Origin of the sequence: Bacillus sp. 37MA (assembly GCF_000372765.1) — a bacterium.
GTDB classification, from domain to species: Bacteria; Bacillota; Bacilli; order Bacillales; family Domibacillaceae; genus Domibacillus; species Domibacillus aminovorans.
Genome location: NZ_KB889752.1, coordinates 2,940,433 through 2,958,871 on the forward strand (window position 1 = coordinate 2,940,433; position 18,439 = coordinate 2,958,871).

17 protein-coding genes and 1 pseudogene are annotated in these 18,439 nt (G+C 42.9%); 4 read left to right on the forward strand and 14 right to left on the reverse strand.

Annotated features, from left to right (window positions below):
• Positions 1-95: 95 nt before the first annotated feature.
• The 4 genes from A3M5_RS0116150 to A3M5_RS0116165 form a co-directional block, all read right to left on the reverse strand.
• Positions 96-2,060 (reverse strand): S-layer homology domain-containing protein, encoded by a 1,965-nt coding sequence (locus A3M5_RS0116150; RefSeq protein WP_018394825.1) that lies wholly within the window; start codon positions 2,058-2,060, stop codon positions 96-98.
• Between the two features lie 106 nt (positions 2,061-2,166).
• Positions 2,167-3,174: a C40 family peptidase gene (locus tag A3M5_RS0116155; RefSeq protein WP_034298704.1), complete on the reverse strand. Its 1,008-nt coding sequence runs from the start codon at positions 3,172-3,174 to the stop codon at positions 2,167-2,169.
• A gap of 295 nt (positions 3,175-3,469) precedes the next feature.
• Entirely contained in the window at positions 3,470-5,416 is a 1,947-nt protein-coding gene (locus tag A3M5_RS23885) for a S8 family peptidase (RefSeq protein WP_018394827.1), read from the reverse strand.
• Positions 5,417-5,504: 88 nt separating this feature from the next.
• Complete coding sequence (locus A3M5_RS0116165; RefSeq protein WP_018394828.1) at positions 5,505-6,929, reverse strand: N-acetylmuramoyl-L-alanine amidase; 1,425 nt, start codon at positions 6,927-6,929, stop codon at positions 5,505-5,507.
• Positions 6,930-7,295: 366 nt separating this feature from the next.
• Between A3M5_RS0116165 and A3M5_RS0116170 the strand changes: the two are divergent.
• The 3 genes and pseudogenes from A3M5_RS0116170 to A3M5_RS0116180 form a co-directional block, all read left to right on the forward strand.
• Positions 7,296-7,595: pseudogene (locus A3M5_RS0116170) on the forward strand (helix-turn-helix domain-containing protein); the annotation flags it as partial.
• 167 nt (positions 7,596-7,762) lie between these two features.
• Complete coding sequence (locus A3M5_RS0116175) at positions 7,763-9,064, forward strand: hypothetical protein (protein WP_026221768.1); 1,302 nt, start codon at positions 7,763-7,765, stop codon at positions 9,062-9,064.
• Positions 9,057-11,786 carry a DEAD/DEAH box helicase gene (locus tag A3M5_RS0116180; RefSeq protein WP_018394831.1) on the forward strand — a complete coding sequence of 910 codons (2,730 nt, stop codon included), beginning with the start codon at positions 9,057-9,059 and terminating at the stop codon, positions 11,784-11,786. The genes A3M5_RS0116175 and A3M5_RS0116180 overlap by 8 nt, the downstream gene beginning before the upstream one ends.
• A gap of 254 nt (positions 11,787-12,040) precedes the next feature.
• Here A3M5_RS0116180 and A3M5_RS0116190 read toward each other — a convergent pair whose 3' ends face one another.
• On the reverse strand, positions 12,041-12,424 hold the full coding sequence (locus A3M5_RS0116190; protein WP_026221769.1) for a single-stranded DNA-binding protein: 384 nt from the start codon (positions 12,422-12,424) through the stop codon (positions 12,041-12,043).
• Between the two features lie 241 nt (positions 12,425-12,665).
• Here A3M5_RS0116190 and A3M5_RS23210 point away from each other — a divergent pair, with 241 nt between their 5' ends.
• A complete protein-coding gene (locus tag A3M5_RS23210) occupies positions 12,666-13,088 on the forward strand; it encodes a YwpF family protein (RefSeq protein ID WP_018394834.1) in 423 nt (140 codons plus the stop codon).
• A gap of 40 nt (positions 13,089-13,128) precedes the next feature.
• Here the strand turns inward: A3M5_RS23210 and A3M5_RS25535 are convergent, their stop codons facing one another.
• The 9 genes from A3M5_RS25535 to spoIIID all read right to left on the reverse strand — a co-directional run bounded on the left by A3M5_RS25535 (position 13,129) and on the right by spoIIID (position 18,434).
• Positions 13,129-13,275 carry a hypothetical protein gene (locus A3M5_RS25535; protein ID WP_018394835.1) on the reverse strand — a complete coding sequence of 49 codons (147 nt, stop codon included), beginning with the start codon at positions 13,273-13,275 and terminating at the stop codon, positions 13,129-13,131.
• 26 nt (positions 13,276-13,301) lie between these two features.
• On the reverse strand, positions 13,302-13,700 hold the full coding sequence (locus A3M5_RS0116200) for a hypothetical protein (RefSeq protein ID WP_034299480.1): 399 nt from the start codon (positions 13,698-13,700) through the stop codon (positions 13,302-13,304).
• Positions 13,701-13,902: 202 nt separating this feature from the next.
• A complete protein-coding gene (locus tag A3M5_RS0116205) occupies positions 13,903-14,241 on the reverse strand; it encodes a hypothetical protein (protein WP_018394837.1) in 339 nt (112 codons plus the stop codon).
• 217 nt (positions 14,242-14,458) lie between these two features.
• On the reverse strand, positions 14,459-14,878 hold the full coding sequence (fabZ, locus tag A3M5_RS0116210) for a 3-hydroxyacyl-ACP dehydratase FabZ (protein WP_018394838.1): 420 nt from the start codon (positions 14,876-14,878) through the stop codon (positions 14,459-14,461).
• A 15-nt stretch (positions 14,879-14,893) separates the two neighbouring features.
• Positions 14,894-15,022: a DNA-directed RNA polymerase subunit beta gene (locus A3M5_RS0116215; RefSeq protein WP_232454594.1), complete on the reverse strand. Its 129-nt coding sequence runs from the start codon at positions 15,020-15,022 to the stop codon at positions 14,894-14,896.
• 92 nt (positions 15,023-15,114) lie between these two features.
• Positions 15,115-15,903, reverse strand: a complete 789-nt coding sequence (locus A3M5_RS0116220; RefSeq protein ID WP_018394840.1) for a flagellar hook-basal body protein — start codon at positions 15,901-15,903, stop codon at positions 15,115-15,117.
• A 13-nt stretch (positions 15,904-15,916) separates the two neighbouring features.
• Positions 15,917-16,717 (reverse strand): flagellar hook-basal body protein, encoded by an 801-nt coding sequence (locus tag A3M5_RS0116225; protein WP_018394841.1) that lies wholly within the window; start codon positions 16,715-16,717, stop codon positions 15,917-15,919.
• Between the two features lie 133 nt (positions 16,718-16,850).
• Positions 16,851-17,855 carry a rod shape-determining protein gene (locus A3M5_RS0116230; protein ID WP_018394842.1) on the reverse strand — a complete coding sequence of 335 codons (1,005 nt, stop codon included), beginning with the start codon at positions 17,853-17,855 and terminating at the stop codon, positions 16,851-16,853.
• Positions 17,856-18,176: 321 nt separating this feature from the next.
• On the reverse strand, positions 18,177-18,434 hold the full coding sequence (gene spoIIID / locus A3M5_RS0116235; protein ID WP_026221770.1) for a sporulation transcriptional regulator SpoIIID: 258 nt from the start codon (positions 18,432-18,434) through the stop codon (positions 18,177-18,179).
• Between the last annotated feature and the right edge of the window lie 5 nt (positions 18,435-18,439).

Below are 18,439 nucleotides of genomic sequence, written 5' to 3' on the forward strand. Positions count from 1 at the left end.
TACTCACAATGGGCGAATCTCGCTGCAGTCATTGATCATCCCGTCGTAAATACAGTAATCCCGCCGTAGCGTGTTTGCTAGGCGGGACTCCGTTTCTATTCTTTACCTGCAACAGGCAAAATATTAATATAATCGCTATAAATATAGCCTTCTACACTCGTTGGAATGTCTGATACAACTTTTGTCCATTCGCCTTGCTGCAAGATTGCAACTGGCATTCTACTTAAATTGTATGTGTATAGAAGGCTTCCATTCGCACTTGTACGCACATTTAAGTCCGTTGTGTTCGTAAAGCCTAATGTGTATTGGCCAAAATCTTTTAATCCGAGTTCTTTGTCGATCGTTCTCATATGACCGCCGACTTTCGCTCCCCAGAATGGATCTGATGCATACTTCACATTGATGCCGTTTGATTTCGTTCCCGGTGCAGCCCCGTAGGAACGCCAGTCGCCAGGTGTGAGGTAACCGCCTCTCCAATCTCCGTCCGCACCTGTGAAATATTCATCTGCCAGATGGTTGATGCCTTCTTCTACTGTTTCAAATGATTTTCCTTTTTCAGGATTGTTGTCATACACTTGAATGCCGAATATATTATTGTTGTTATACGCATGATCGCTCGTGCCGTAATCACTTTCATGAATAGCCATTGCCAGCACCATTAAAGCATTAACGTGCTTCTCTCGTTCTACTTTTTTCAGTGCAGCACCAATACCAAGAATTTTGCTTTTCTTTGAAGCATCTTTATATTTTGCATAGCCCATTGCTTCCCGTTCAGCGACCGCTTTCTTAATATACGCATCCAGTTCAGCTGCTGTGTAATTTGTCGTTGTACGTGCCGTTAAGTATTGAAAATATTGATATTCCCGTCCAACGATATGACCGGACGCATTGTAAAAACTAAATCCATCCCAGCTATAATATTTTTGACCGCTTCTCATAAATGATGGCGCAATACCGGCATTATAAGACGAGTACGTATTGTTTTCAATTCCATAAATGGAATGAACGAGCGACCCGTTTACATTTTGATAGTAACCGCGTCCTTTCGCCCCTTCAAATGGAACGAGCATTGCATCGTCCGGTTTCATATAGTAATCTTCTCCACCAATATATACTTGCACATATTGATCGGTAGATGTGACATATTTCAATTCAGTCGTTGTGTACACGATCTTTGATGCATTTTTCGGATTTGCTGACACGTATGTTTTCGCTGTTTTTAACGCAGGATCCGTGTACAGATTCACCGTCGCTCCGCTGGCCGGTTTAGCAAATACCATCCCGCCATTGTATTTCATATAAATAATTTTCCCGTCTTTTGTCACAAGCTCAGAGCCACTCGTGTTCATCGCCTGTTTTGCTAGATCAAACGATTCATAGGATACGGCAGAACGTGTTACATTGCCAGCTGCATCAATATTTGCTGTTTGATACAATTTCGCCGGCGGCGGCTCCGGTAAATCACCTTCAAGAAGCCGGTAAATAAACGCCGCTGCCTGATCACGTTGAGCATTCGCATCCGGGCGGAATGTATTATCTGGGAATCCTGAAATAATCCCTAAGTTAACGCTCTTGCCAATCGCAATTTTATGCGTTGAACTCAAGCCATCCATATCCGAAAACGTTGGTGCAACGTATTCTGCTGTCTTGTTCAAATACGCGAGTGCATTGTCAATCATTAGCGCCATATCTTTGCGGACAATTGTCGCTTTCGGATGAAAATTCCCATCCGAACCGCCCTTAATAATGCCCGCTGCTGCCGCTGCATTTATGTACGGTGCTAGTTTACCAGCCGGCGATACATCTTTGAACACAGCTGGGCCGGACGGAAGTTCAAGTGCGCGTGCTAAAAACGTCGCGAATTCTTCACGAGTCACATTATTCCCCGGTCGAAATGTTCCGTCCTCATATCCACTCATAATGCCTGCTTCAATAATGGACCTTAGTTCTGCTTCAAGTTTAATACCGGTTACATCATCAGCCTGTACTTTCATGTTTAATGATGGCAAGATTGGGAATAATAAAACAAGCGCCATCACAATTGAAAATGCTTTTTTCATCGTAGATTGGAACTCCCTTCAAGGTGGTGGCCTATTTTTGGTGATGCTATTATTATATGAAAAAAACAGCCCCGGTGTAAGAGCCGGGACCGCTTTTTTATATTTCTTATTGTGCATTCATAGCATTATAGATCGCAACTGTAAATGCTTCACGTGTTGCATTGTGTGTACCGTAGAATTTTTCACCTTTGAAAAGGCCTGTTTTATCGATGGATGCCATTGTAACGACGCCTTCATATGCCCAATGACTTGAACTGATGTCTTTGTATGTAACGCTTGCTGCTGCTGTTTGTGACATTTTTAGTTCAAATGCACGCTGGATGATTGAAGCCATTTCGTTACGTGTCATTTCTTCATCAGGACGGTATGTTTTATCAGCAAATCCTGTAATGATCCCTGCTTCACGCATTGCTGCGATATCATAAGCGAAACGATATGATTTTGGTACATCTTTAAAGTGGCTCATCACTTCTGGTTTAATATTCAAAACACGGTTGATGATTGCTGCTGCTTGTCCACGCGTTACTTTCGCTTCTGGACGGAACGTGTAATCTTCGAAACCTGTAATGACTTCTTTATCTGTTAACGTTTTAATTGCTTCGTATGTTGTTTCTGTTTTTGCTACGTCTGTAAACCATTCAGGTTCGTTTACAATGCGTTTCGCACCTGCATATTTTGGTCCCCAGTACGAGTTGTTCAATGAAACTAGAGCAATACCATCACTAGATGTCGCATTCAATACCATATTACCGCCTGCATATACACCAACGTGTGAAATACCTTGGCGATATGTATTGGCGAAGAAAACAAGATCGCCTGGTTGTAAATCACTTTTTGCTACTGAAGTACCTACTTTATATTGTTGATCTGTTGTACGCGGCAGAGAAACACCTGCTGCATGTTTATATATATATTGTGTAAATCCGGAACAATCAAATCCATTTGGCGTTGTTCCACCAAAGACATAAGGGACACCCATAAATTTTTTACCGTACGTCACGATTGATTCTCCGACAGACGCTGCTTCTGTTTTAACAGATGCCAACGGGGACAGAGTGAAAAGCATGATTACGGCCATTATAGCAGTTATTACTTTTTTACAACTGTTCACCATAAACCTCCCAGTTTCTCTTTCGTTCTCCATATTTTCTCACTGACGTAATTGTAGCAAATTTAAACTTTAAATAGTTTTACGTTTCTATTACATTCAAATATCGATATATTACGCTGATTTGACAGCATTCCCTAGCATTTTTCTATGAAATTTTCATTTTCCCGTTCATTTATTATGTCGTTTCCTCGTCTTTCTCCATATTTATGTAACATTGAAATAAAACTGAAATAAAACTGAAAATTCACATTATAAAAGACCCGATTCGTATATCTCACGAATCGGGTCTTGTTTTTTATTAGCGTATTTCTTCATTTATGGCACGAGCAAGGAATGCTGAGAACTCTGCACGGTTTATGTGGGCTGACGGACGGAATGTGCCATCCGCGTATCCACCCGCTATATTCGCAGCAATGATGCCATTAATATACTGATAACCTGTCACTTTCGCCGTGATGTCTTTCACTGTTCCTGATTCCACCGGTGCTACTTTATAGGCACGGGCAATCAAGATCGCCATTTCAGAACGTGTCACAGGCGTGCCCGGACGGAATGTGCCGTCGCTGAAGCCCGTAACAATACCGGCATCAAGCAAACTTTGCACGTAGCCGGAAGACGCAACGTTTGCGGTCACATCTTTAAAGGATGTGTCGCGCACTGCGCCGTCAAAACCGAGTGACTGTCCAATCAGCACAGATGCTTCTCCGCGTGTAATACCTGCTTCTGGACGAACGGTGCCGTCGTTAAAACCTGTCATGATCTTTTCATGATATAAATACATTATGTAGCGGTCATACCATTTTGTTGCGCGTAAATCACTTATTTTTGGTTCCTCAATCGTTGCTTTTAATGTAATAAACGATACTTCGTCCTCTATCCCATTGACAACCGGATGGAAATAATATGTCACCGTTCCTTGCGATGCGTAATCAATCCATTTGTCTCCTGTTTCGTTTTTCCCGACGAGCGTTTCGCCACGGTATACGTTAAAAGTGCCGAATCGAGCAGAAAGAACGCTCGTATCAAATATCACTTTTCCTTTTGCATCCGTTGTATATGGTACATTAATTTCATGATTAATCGGATTTTTATCAACCTGTACAAGACCGAAGCCAAAATAAGCATCACGGCCTGCCGCGCCTAAATCAACCGCATTTTTTTGCAAAAGTGATCGAATTTGAACGTTTGTCATTTCAGGATACTTTTCTTTATAAAGTGCTGCAAGGCCTGTTACGTAAGGTGCCGCCATTGAAGTTCCGCTTAAATATTGATAACCGGATGCATGAATGGACTGCGGATAAGTGCTGTAAATCTTCACGCCTGGAGCTGTTAACTCGACTTCTTTCCCGAGTGATGATAGCGGGTCAATCTTTTTATATTGATCAATAGATGAAACTGCAATAACACTTTCAAATTTCGCCGGGTATTCAACTGATGATGTAGAGCCGCTTACAGGTGCTCCTGTATTACCTGCCGCCGCTACAATTAATACGCCTGAGTTATATGCTTTTTGCATTACTTCCTGCAACGCTATTTCGTTCACCGGCGTTGTAATACTGACATTTAAAATGTCCATTTTTTGTTTTATTGCCCATTCAACGCCAGCAATCATCGTACTCGTCGTACCATATCCGTATTCATCAAGCACTTTAATCGCATAAAGTTTAGATGATGGCGCAACACCGATCGTTCCGAATGTATTGTTATTCGCTGCGATAATGCCCGCTACGTGTGTACCGTGACCCGAATCATCATTGTACGAGTCAGGACAGCCACTTTTGTCGACGATTGTCATCATACACGCGCCACCGGCAATCCGATTTTGCAAATCAGGATGACTTGCATCGATACCGGAGTCAAGCACACCAATTTTCACGCCGGATCCAGTCAATGTGGCGGGTACAAGACTTTGCGTCCCAACCATTTTGTATCCGTACGGAATAGCCTGTGCCGATGATTTAATCGGCATATCATACGTAATGGAGACGACATCCGGTGACATCTCCAATGCTTTTTTTTGTACATCTGTTACTGTAATCGATGCAGCTGGAATTTCTTGAAATATGTACTCAATTGATTCCGAATATTGCTCAAGCAATTCATTGTCCACTTTCTCATCAAACATAATTACCGCCTGTCTACCGTCAATTGTGTCTGCTTCGAACATTGCAGGGGTTTCAATGAAGAAGAAAAAAACGGCGAAAAGCAGCGCAGGTAGATATTTTGAATTACCTATGTCGATCACCTCTTTCTTCTAAATAAAAATAAAGAGAGGCCGTATGCCCCTCTTTATTGTACCGTTTACACGATGAATATTCTATTTATATATTTACCTATTTTGCAACATCATAAAGCGGTGATACTTCATATCCTTTGGCATCATAATAGTCCAAAATACCGTAGTAAATCGCATTTGACATGATCTTCATCGAATAATCCGACTTCATTTTGGCTGCATCTCCTGCATTGGAAATGAACCCAAGCTCGGCTAGTGCTGCTGGCATATTATTTTCACGAAGAACAGATAAGTCGCCTGGTTTTACTCCACGATCATTTAAATTCCATGCGGCCAACATTCGTGCCTGAATTTTCGCCGCGAGCAATTTGCTGTCTGCCACATACGGATTTCCTGCTGCATAATAATACGTTTCCGTCCCACTTGCACTGGCTGATGCAGAATTCACATGGATGCTGACGAAAATATTACCGCCATTGTTTTTGGCAAAAGTAGACCGGTCTTTCAATGGAATAAACGTATCAGTAGAACGAGTCATTTTCACATTAAATGGCGTTTGTTTCAATAAGTTATTCACTTGAAGTCCCGTTTTCAGCACAACATCTTTTTCTCTCAGCCCGTTTCCAATCGCTCCTGGATCTGTGCCGCCATGACCTGGATCAAGAATGATCGTTTGACTGGAAAGACGTGAATCGGCTCCTTGAATCGGATTATCTATTGGTGGTTTTACAGTCTGCTGTTCTGTATTACGAAGATAGTATGTACTGACAAAACCAGTTGTGCTACCAGATTTCACATACGTCCAGCCCGCAATTTCATGCGCACCAATAATTTTTATATCTTTCGCCAGCTTTCCTACAGAAGCATATGATGTAGATGGACCTGAACGGATATTTAAGTCACCGACATTTGTCCATAATGTTTTTGTAAAACTTGAAAACGCCTTTGTGCGAAACGCTGGATTAATCGCACGGGCAAGGAAAACCGCGAAGTCAGCACGTTTAATGATCTGATCTGCGCCAAAGGAACCATCTTCTAAACCGCTCGCAATCCCACGTGATGTTAATGCATTTGCAGCACCGGATAACGTTCCGCCAAATTTATAATCAAATGCTTTTGAAAGCATTACGGCCATTTCACCGCGTGATACTTCATTATATGGTAAAAACCGTCCACCTTCGTAGCCAGAGAGAATCCCTTTTTCAACTGCAGACTGTATGTAGCCTGATGCAAAACTGCCAGAACCGACGTCTTTAAAATTAGTTACACGCTGCGTGCCATCAAGCTGAAGTGCACGTCCGATGAATGCCGCTGCTTCCATACGTGTAACCGTTTTGTCCGCGCCAAAAATAGTCGCTGACGATCCGTTAGCAATTCCTCCTTCCGCCAGATAGTTGACTTCTTTCGCTGCACGGTTAGGTACGTCGACAAAGCCTGCTGCACTAGCATTCTGTCCAAAACCGAATAGGGGAACCGTCAATAAAAATGCCATTACGACAAAGAAAAACCTTTTTTTCACCATTCTGCCTCCTTTCTTAAAATTTACCACTCTAGTCTAGCATATAAATATTAATCTAAACACCTCTCTTTTTTTGTATTTATCGAATAAACTACTATTTTGTTAGATTTTCCCTAAAAATGTAATAGTTTTGTAACACATGTCATTATCACGAAATAAAGGAACATAGTTCCTTTTCGTTGCGTATTCGGGCCTATCAGATTTTGCCGAAAGAGTGCCCCTGCTTCAATCATGTGAAGAGCACAGCCCAACGATAAGCAGTGCGTGAATTTCGGCTTTGCAAAGCAAAAGACTTTGATTTTTATGGCGCTTTTGATATAATTATCCAAAAGGAACAAATGTTTGTTTTTTAGGAATGAGGTGAAAAGAATGGTCATCCATAAAGCCTATAAGTTTTGCTTATATCCAAATAAAGAACAAGAAATGCTGATTGGGGAAACCGTTGGCTGCTCCTGCTTTGTCTTTAACCATTTCCTCTCCCTGTGGAATGAAACGTACGAGAGAACAGGAAAAGGCTTAACATATAGCGCTTGCTCTTCCCAACTGCCTAAGTTAAAGAAAGAATTAACTTGGCTGAAAGAAGTAGACGCACACGCTTTGCAGTCATCCTTAAAACATCTTGCCGATTCGTTTGATCGCTTTTTTAACAAGCAAAACGAAGCCATTCGACTTCTAACCGCAGGAACTGTGGGGCTCGCCTACTAAATAACCGGCGAATACGCGGGTGATCGTAGGAATCCCCCACTTCAAACAACTCGCAAGAGGGTTAAGTGGAGGGTAGTTCAATTCATGCTATAATGAAGAAATCTTACAGAATTGAAAGGGTGCCATCTACTTTGACGAAGGCGAAAACGCTTTTTCCAGATCGATCTTCTTTTAATCGAGCGGACCTTTTTTCCATTCCTGGTGTTATGCGTGCATCTGACTTACGCCCTGTGCAAGAGATCGGGCCTTCACCAGAGCAATGGAAAGAAACTATTACCTCGGCCATTTATAAACGGCTCACAGTTGAAGATATTAAAGAACGGCCGTACAGTACTGAATACGCTGCTAAAGATGTGTATAAGACATTGTTGAAAAAAGCACCCGCTGACCGAGAATGGGCAGTTTTATTTCGTATGTTTGCGGCTTTTTATTCATTTTCTAGCTTGGCTGAACGTTTAGATGAAGCTGAACTAGACGATGACATAGCAGAACGCGCCGGATATGATATCCTGTTTTACTTAGCTGATGAAACGTTTGATGCAGTGAAACTGACTGGTGGCGCAATGCCATTTGCTTTCGAGCCATATATTGACCTGATCCGAACAGATACCGGAAGACTGTTGTCTTTTCCATACGAGCATTTTCCCGCTGCACGTCTTGATCTGTACCGTCTCCTTTGGGGCTCCCTATTCACAAAAATGGACTGGCGGCGTGAAGAATTAGAACGAACTGTTCCTGTGTCCGGCAGCAAAACGATTCAGACAGCCGCCCACATGCATCAACTGTATTTGCTCGGCGAGATGGATAAATTTGTAGACGTAGCTGTCACTGGTCCGGCTGAACTCTTCTTATATTTTACTCACTGGCTTCAAGATGCAAAACGTTCAGATCGATTGATTCCTCTATTAAAAGCATCAGCGGCTCTCGCCAGTGACGGTATTTTAATCATTCAAGATGAGTACAGTCGTCGTTTATTCGTGCGCCAGTTCATTCGTTTAATCGATGAAGATGACCTATCTGTCCGCGCTCCTTCGCTCATTAAAGATCTATATACCGCTTTATTGCCATTCAGCTACGCCTCACTCAGCTACTTTCTAATGGACCGCGGTGATTATGCTGAATGGATCGATTTGCAGCTGCTCGTTGATGCGGAGCTTCCTGATCTTGACCGAGCAGGATTGAAAACGGCGATCAAAGAAGCGCCGGAAGAGACATTGCCGCTTCTCCATCATGGCATCGCCGCGCTTATTGCCGCGCGAAATCGAAACGCGTACCGGCAGGCTGTAAGATTCAGTAAACGAATGCGGACAATGTACAAAAAATTAAAGCGCACTGACGAATTTGATCGTTGGGTTGACTGGCTGGCAAATGACACGAAGCGGCTGCGTGCTTTTCAAGAAGAATGCAAAAAAGGTGGACTGTTACATGATTAAACTAGATACAATTCATTTAGCGACACACTATGAGAATGAGAATTTTCACATACTAGCGATAGATGACAGCGGTAAACCGCTTCCCCCTGAGTCATGGACACGTCTACTGTTTGCCAGCCACCGCGAAAGCTTTTACGGTACGAAACTCACATACAGCCAGATCAATGGCGGGAAATCTGTTCGGTTAACACCATTTGAATGGGTTTCTTTGTTTAAAGCGGAACATTTTAACCGGTTTGCCCGTTTTGAATGGGATGAAGCCGGCCATTTTAGTTTAGCGTGTGCGCCTGTTTTGTACGAAGCGGTGTTTGAAGCGATGCCTAAATTCACAGAATACGGAATTAATTGGCCGGTACCGGACGATGTGCACAATGAGTTTGCGGATTCATTCTGGGAAGAACCCATTTTTAGTGAAAGTCGATTCGCATTTATTAACCGAGTCTTCCCTCTTATTGCGGCGCAAGCTCACCCTGGCATGACCGTGCTTGCAAACTCATTCGGCGATCAGTTGACAGCAGATGAACTAAATCGTTACTTTGATCCAGAACGGCTCCGCTCGTATCTTGCGGGCAGTGACCTTGCCGCATATGAACCAGGTCTTCGTTTATCTGAACCGCATGCGGATGATGAATTGTGGCGGCTCGAAGCAGTTTTAATCCGGAATAAACCATCTGAAAAAGTATACTTATTTAATAAAAAGCTTCCAAAATCGGCTGAGCCATTTGAATTGGAAGCGCACAATGAACTGCAGCGATGGCTTCAACTATTTCCCGAACTGAACGAAAACGGTTCGTTAAAGAAATCACTGTCTGAAGCCGAAGCCATTACATTTTTAACCGGAAGCGGTGAAAAGTTAACGGCTCTCGGCATTCCAGTGCTACTTCCGCCATGGTGGGAGTCTGTTCGTTCGGCAGCTGTCTCAGTAGCCGCTGATGTACGCGAGTCGACTAAACAATCATTCGTCGGCATGAATGCCATTTTAGAGTTTGATTTTAAAGTAGCACTCGGCGGCGTGGAAATGAGCGAAGAAGAGTTTATGCAGCTCGCAAGCGGCGAACGCCGGCTTATTAAAGCAAACGGTCGTTGGGTGCACCTTGATCCTGCTGTGATCAGCAAAATTAAAGCGTTAATGGATAAGGCAAAACAGGAAGGGGTTACCATTGTTGACGTGTTGAATCAGGAGTTTTCGGATACAGAAGATGCAGCACGTGTTCATATTCGCTTAAATCGGTCTTTACAGGCAATGATCGAAAGACTAAAAAGCGCTACAGACATTCCGCTCCAGCCTGCGCCTTCTACACTGCACGGAGAGCTTCGTCCATATCAGCAAATCGGCATGAGCTGGCTGTTATTTTTGCGAGAATGCGGATTTGGTGCTTGCCTAGCTGATGATATGGGACTCGGTAAAACCATACAATTAATCGCCTATTTGCTGCACGTTGAGAAAAAAGAACGCCCCGAAACGCCGGCATTGATTATTTGTCCGACATCAGTGCTTGGCAACTGGCAGCGTGAACTGGCATCTTTTGCACCAGATCTATCTGTCATGCTTTATTATGGGAAAGACCGTCCGCGCGGCGAAGCGCTTTTAAAAGAAATCGCAAAAGCCGATGTAGTTCTGACGACATACGGGCTCGTTCATTCTGATTTTGAAACGCTTGAAAAAGTGGAATGGAGCACAGCTGCACTTGATGAAGCACAAAACATTAAAAATGCCGGAACGAAGCAGTCGCGTGCAGTTCGAAAGTTAAACAGCCGTCATTTTATTGCTCTGACTGGGACGCCCATGGAAAACCGATTGTCCGAACTGTGGACGATTTTTGATTTTACAAATCGCGGTTGGCTCGGTACACTTACACAGTTTCAGAAAAACTATATGATACCGATTGAAAAAGATCATGATGTTGATCGTGTAACGGCTTTGCAATCGAAAATACGGCCATTTTTATTGCGCCGGACGAAAACGGATCCCGAAGCAGCACTGGGCCTTCCCGACAAAGTGGAGCAAAAAGAGTATTGTTCGCTGTCAAAAGAACAGGCGGCGCTTTATGAGCAAACGGTACGCGATACGATGGAGCAAATCGGGCAGCTTTCTGCATTTCAACGGCGTGGTCTCATTCTCCGCCTTTTAAATGAACTAAAGCAGCTCTGCAGTCATCCTGCTCTCTATTTAAAAGAAGAGATGCCTGACGATGTACGTGGCCGTTCGGCAAAAATGGATAAATTAATGGAGCTTGCTGCGAATATTTACGAGCATGGGGAAGCCTGTTTAATTTTCACACAATACATTGGTATGGGTAATATGATTCAGCGTGAAATTACAGATACGTTCGGGATCGATGTGCCATTTTTAAATGGAGCTACACCGAAGCAGGAACGTGATAAACTTGTGGAGCGTTTTCAAGATGGGGAGTTTCCGTTTTTCCTTTTGTCTTTAAAAGCGGGCGGTACAGGGCTTAATTTGACCGCTGCCAATCATGTCATTCATTACGATCGCTGGTGGAATCCAGCGGTGGAAAATCAGGCGACGGACCGAGCTTATCGAATTGGACAAAGCCGATTCGTTCACGTCCATAAATTTATTACAACCGGAACGATTGAAGAGAAAATTGATGCGATGATTGAATCCAAACAGGCGGCAAGCAGCGAAATTATTCAAAGTGGTACATTCATCGCAAATCTTGATAATCACGCACTCAGCGAGCTATTTAAACTCGATTGATAAAAATAGCTCCGTCTGAATGCCAGAGGGGCGACAGACGGAGCGGCGGCTGGCACCATTTCGCGGATAAAAGGGGGTCAAACGACTCTTTTCTAGTAACCGGTCACCCCCGGTTACTGTGACTGTACTCGTTTCTTTTCTAACTTTTCAATCCGTTCTTCTAGCTGACGAATGACCGTCAAGGATTTACCAAGTTGAAAAATCATATCTTCCATGACACATTCCATCCTGTGACAAACAACTCCTTTTCGCTTTTAAATGAGCGGAACAGTCTGGATCATGTCTAATGCAGCGGGAGCGGGTTCTTTCACTTCCGACTGCTTTTTACTAAGAAAACGAACCGTATGAGCGAGTACTTCTGTGACATACACCGTTTTATCGGTGTTATCTTTATAGGTTCTCGTCTGAATCGTCCCGAGCACTGCAATGAGCGAACCTTTCTCGCAATATTTTGCTGTGTTTTCAGCAATACGGTTCCAAATCGTACAGTAAATAAAATCTGTATCTGTTTCCCCTTGCGCATTCCGATACGGTCGGCTGACGGCGATCGTTGTTTGCACGAGCGGCCGTCCATCACTGGTATACTTTAATTCTGGGTTTTTCGTCAGCCTGCCTACGAGTGTCACTTGGTTAATCAGATTAATTCCTCCTTTCTGCTTATTGACTACATCATAAAAATTGAGGAACAAAAGAGCAAATCACCCTTTACTGATTTTTTCCCGTCAGACAGGCCATGTGTTTGTCGAAATAAATCTAATTTTGTTTATTCTTGTCCTAATTCGTCGAATAATCACCTATTATTTGTTAATAAAATGATATTTAACAATTTTATAGTACACTTAATATATAAAACGCTTTCAAGAAGGGGGAACCATTGATATGAAAACGTTCAAGGTTGCTGAATTTTTTTTGGAAAAAGAAGAAATTTCGCATAAAATCCCGTTGAAAGATGGCTTAATTATTAATCGCGAAGATGAAAAACAATCGTGGCTTATTGAATTATTTCTAGATGAAAGCGAAGAATTGTCCATTCGCCGTTTTCATCATATATCGAGTTTAACTGCCCGTATTACAATTACTCACACAGGGAATGATCCAGCCATTTTTTCCGTTTCAATGCGCGGTATTCAAAAGCTTGATCATGGAATCAGTGTCCTTTTTGATGCACAGCTCCGTCAAAGACGGAATCATTATACCAAACAGGTACTCGATTCACTTTTGAAACAAGGACTTGAAGGAGAAGAACTGCTAAATACGTTTACAGATACGATCCGGAAACGGCCCGAAATTCCGGAAAAATGAAAAAAGCGCTTCCTTTTTACAAGGAAGCGTCTGTCTCTAATCAATGAATAGTCGCTGATTGTAGACCATCATGACCGGTTTGGATGGTTTGCTGCAACAATTGAATAATATAGTGAATGTCCTGTTTCGTATAAGATTGCGCCGGCAATTCCGTATCATATACCTGATAGTACAGAAGTGAAGCCAACGCAAGCTCCGGTTCATCCGCAGGACTTAGCTGTTCGACTTTTTTTTTATCGAGTTTTTTAAAAAATCGATAAAAAAACGTGCTTCTGCTTTGCAGGAATAATCATAATTAGTGCCGAGTTCTTCTTGAAGGGCATCGACCGTTTGAATCTGATCTGCTGTTGGCTCTTCTGCAAAAGTTTTCTCAACGACTTCATTGATTTTTTGGGCCAGTTCTTCATGAAAAGATGGATCCGTTTTCAACTCTTCATCGATCTGGTTGTACCAGGATGCTTTATGCTGAATATAGTGACGCCACTCTTTTATAAAATCTTGCGGGTCATAGCTTTCTTCATCCCACATAATTTTCGCCATATATTGTTCAAAAGCAGTATTAATCGACCTAGTAATACTAATTTTTACACCATGTGATAAACTGTTTAACATTGACATTGCCAATAGGTACCTCCTAGAAATGGCATCATTGACTCTTCGAAAATAATAACTCTTATACCTTATCATACTTTCGAATTGGTGACAAAATTTTTATCCTTTTAAAAAAGCATCGGCCGGTTTTTGATCCGACGCGATGCTTTGTTTATCCCGCATTAACGGGTAGTAAGCTCCCAATAAATGAAGTTTCACTTTATTAGCGGTCTTTATTATCTGCATCTTTCATATCTGTTTCGTCTTCAATGATATCTTCTTCAGGTGTATTTTCATCTGTAGCTGGATCCATATCATTATCAGTGTTTATGTCTTTGGATTCATCGTTTTCTTCCAGCTGAACGTCACCCTCGCCTTCATTGGCATCATCCATAATGGCATCATCATCTTGTACGTCGTCTTGTACATCATCCTGTACGTCGTCTTGTACATCATCTTCCACTGCTGGATCTTCAACCGGTTCCTTGTTTCCTCCGCATCCAGCAAGAAGCATCGCAGCAAGCATAGTTCCACCTGCTAATTTCAAAAATGTAGCATTCATTTGTAGAATATCCCCTTTCACCAATTACGATTTTTTGCTCTTACTGATTATATTGTTTCCTGTTTATCAGAAGACTAATCATAAATTTTGTAAAAAGGATGTTTCGTCTTTGTAAAGATTTGGACGTATTTGTATAACCATCGGATAGGGGATCCATTTTAAACGGTCAATAAACAAACAATCTCCACCGATAATCGATGGAGATTGTTTGTTGTTTCTATTCTAGCGCAAACATTAATTCCGCTTCGCAGACAAGCTCACCTTCAACAGAAGCTATTGCTTTTGCTTTGCCGATTGAGCCGCGCAGGCGGGTCATTTCAACTTCAAGGCGCAGTTGATCGCCAGGGACAACTTGGCGCTTAAAACGGCAGTTATCAATGCCTGCAAAAAATGCAAGGCGGCCTTTGTTTTCTTCCTTTTTCAGCATCGCGACAGCACCTACCTGTGCAAGCGCTTCGACGATTAAAACGCCCGGCATAACCGGATAGTTAGGAAAATGTCCGTTAAAAAATTCTTCATTTGCTGTTACATTTTTCAAGCCTACCGCCCGCTTTCCATCTTCTACTTCGACAATACGATCGACAAGAAGAAACGGGTAACGGTGCGGAATTATTTCTTTAATTTCACGAATATCCATTTTTACACCCACCTTTTAAAAGAGACTTCTAACGATAACGTCGGATAAATGAATCCACGTGTTAGGCATAAACACCTCGATCGGATCACCGGTGCCGATAATGCTATAGCCGATCAGCGCACCTATGATAGCTGTGATGACCATGGTAAACAATGCTAACATGAATCTCCCGAGGGGGGTGAGGCGGGTTTCTTTTTTCCGCTTCCTTTGTACAGTCACTAATTTATCCTTCCCCTCTATCTGACCCCATTAATTAAGCCCAGCATTTGGTCTGCGATTGAAATCGCTTTTGATTGAAATTGATAAGACCGCTGTGTGACCATAAGATCACTCATTTCTTTTGAAAAATCAACGTTTGACTGCTCGAGCATACCATTTTGAATACCAGCATCTTCCCGCTCCGCTCCAGTAAGATTACGTAATACTTGTCCTTCTTCCACAGCTGGATCTTCCGGAAGTACAAGCAAGTTGTTAGATGCACGCTCTAAAAATTGCAGTTTATCCACCTGTATGATACCCAATAATCCGCCTGCCCGCACAGTCATATCCTCAGGTCTCATGATAATCGGATTATTAAGTTCATCCAATACCGGATAGCCTTCTGACGTAACGAGCATAACATTTTCACCGCCAGACGGTGTGAGCGAGAAGGAGCCGTCACGCGTATAATGAACACGTCCAGTACCCTCTTCATTTTGAACGAGTACTTTGAAAAATTGATTTGGTTTAGACAGTGCAAAATCAAGTGTTCTTCCAGTTTGTCCAAAAGCGCCTTGTGTCCCGACCATTTGTGCCTGCGCCATCATTGCGCCTGTACCGAGGCGGATACCATAGGGTGTCTGTCGACCAATATCTTCATTTTCACGATACATGTTAACCGTCTGCTGATGAACGAGATCAGCGAATGTGGCGTCGCTCCGTTTATAGCCGACTGTATTCACATTCGCTACATTATTGCTCGTGACGTCCATTTTTTTTTGAAGCTGTGACAACGTGTTAACAGCATTGATCATCGTTCTGTTCATGTTATTTATCTCCTTACGTCACTCTGCCGATTTCGTTGGCGGCTTTTTCCATGCTGCGGTCATACGCCGTCAGCACTTTTTGATTAGCTTCAAACGCGCGGTATGCCGTTAACATGTCGGTCATTGTACGGGCCGTATCCGTCGTTGACCCCTCTAGAAAAGATTGCTGAACGGAAAAAACGGCTCCGTCCGCACCGAACGCCGTTGGAAGCGCTGGACCATCTATCCGGTACAAGCCATCCCCTTCTTTTATGAGCGCATTCGGATCTTCTGCATAGGCAACACCTATCTGGCCGATGTCTGTACCATTTTCTGTGATGCGACCTTCGCCATCTACCATGAATTGATCTGTAGTCAACTGAATACGTTCGCCTTCTATGTCTTGAACGTAAAGACCGGAAGCCGTTGTTAAATAGCCTTCCGGATCAAGTGTAAAGTTCCCATTGCGCGTGTAGCGCGTTTCATTTACTGTATTTTGAACGGTGAAAAAGACCGACTCTCCCTGCAAAGCAAGGTCTGTAGAAAGTCCCGTTTCACGTATGTCACCTTGGCGAAAATTTGGGATCGTTTCTTGTAAGTAAACGCCTGTGTTTAATGTACCCACAACCGGTTCAAACGGAAGGTTCAATTTATTTTCAACCGGAATGGACGTTTCATCAATACGCTTTAAAAGCATTTCTGGAAAAGCACGCATGCTTGTCTGATCTGCTTTGTAGCCCGGTGTATTCACGTTCGACATGTTGTTTGTTAAAATTTCTGTGCGCCGTTGTTGCGCAATCATCCCTGAAGCGGCTGTGTAAAAACCTTTAAACAACTGTTTCACCTCATTTTCAAGCGGTAGACACTGACTACATTATACAATACATAAAGCTGTAATTAATAGAAAATAATGCAGAATGAGACAAATTAAACAGGGCCATCTTTATATCTTGAATGGCCCTGTTTCACTATTTACGTCGTTTTTTGGAAGAAAGACGGTCCATATTGTCCAGCATGATACCGGTGCCGACTGCGACACAGTCCATCGGGTTTTCAGCGACAAATACAGGTACTTTCAGTTCGTTCATCAGGAGTTGGTCCATACCATGCAGCAAAGCTCCTCCACCCGTCAACATAGCACCCCGATCGATAATGTCAGCCGACAGCTCAGGCGGTGTTTTTTCGAGGACATTTTTTGATGCTTGGACAATTTGCATAACCGACTCGCGAAGTGCCCCTTCAATTTCAGCAGAGCTTACCGTTAAAACACGTGGAAGTCCTGTCATAATGTCACGTCCGCGGATTTCCATTTCTTCATTGCGCGTTTCCGGAAAGACCGTGCCAATATTTACTTTGATCGCTTCTGCTGTGCGCTCACCGATCAACAGTTTATATTGTTTTTTCACATAGCTCATAATATCAGCATCAAATGCGTTACCGGCTACTTTAATAGATTCTGCTGTCACGATCGCACCGAGTGATAAGACGGCTACATCCGTTGTGCCGCCTCCGATGTCAATGACCATATTACCGCTCGGTTCAAAAATTTCCATGCCAGCGCCAACCGCAGCCACTTTCGGTTCTTCCTCAAGATAAATCGTTTTCCCGCCACTTTTTTCTGCTGCTTCACGAATAGCTTTTTGTTCGACTGCTGTAATTTGTGTCGGGCAGCAAATTAAAATACGCGGCTTGGACAACAAGCTTTTTACATTCAATTTGTCAATAAAGTGTTTCAACATGGATTCAGTTACATCAAAGTCGGCGATAACGCCATCACGCAGCGGACGAATTGCTACAATATGTCCTGGCGTCCGGCCGACCATTTGATACGCCTCTTCTCCCACAGCGAGTACTCTATTTGTATTGCGATCAAGGGCAACGACAGATGGTTCATTTAGCACAATGCCCCGTCCTTTTACATGAATAAGTACGTTTGCTGTCCCGAGATCAATTCCAATATCTTTAGATAACATGATCTATTTCCTCCTGAGTTTTCTCTATCTATTTTCTTATAGGTGTTTTATTTCAAGGTTTTATTTTACCATATAAACACGTAAGAATGGATGAAATCATCGAGGAACATTCGGAAAATACGAGAGATTCATACCAATATAAATCTACATATTTTCCCACAAAATAGAAAAATCCCGCCTTTATGTGGCGGGATGGAAAATTCAATTTACGGATGACTATTTTTCTTTCGTCCGGTTCCAGACGCTACCCGATTCGTAGTCGTTGTCTGCCCATCTCAAAAGGCAAAGAAACAACTAATTCAGCTGTTCATGTACTACGTTTCACCGATGATCAAGTGTCTTCCACTTTTCTTTTGTTGCTTCTCCACCGCGTAAATGCCGGATCGATTTATGGTAGTGTAAAATATGTTCGACGCGGGCTGAGAGTTCTGGACTGAGGCCCGGCAGCCGCTCGGTTAAGTCTTTATGGACTGTGCTTTTTGAGATACCGAATTCTTTTGCGATATCGCGGACTGTTTTGTTTGTATCAACGATGTACTCTCCGATATTAAGCGCTCTTTCTTTGATGTAATCGCGCACATGCA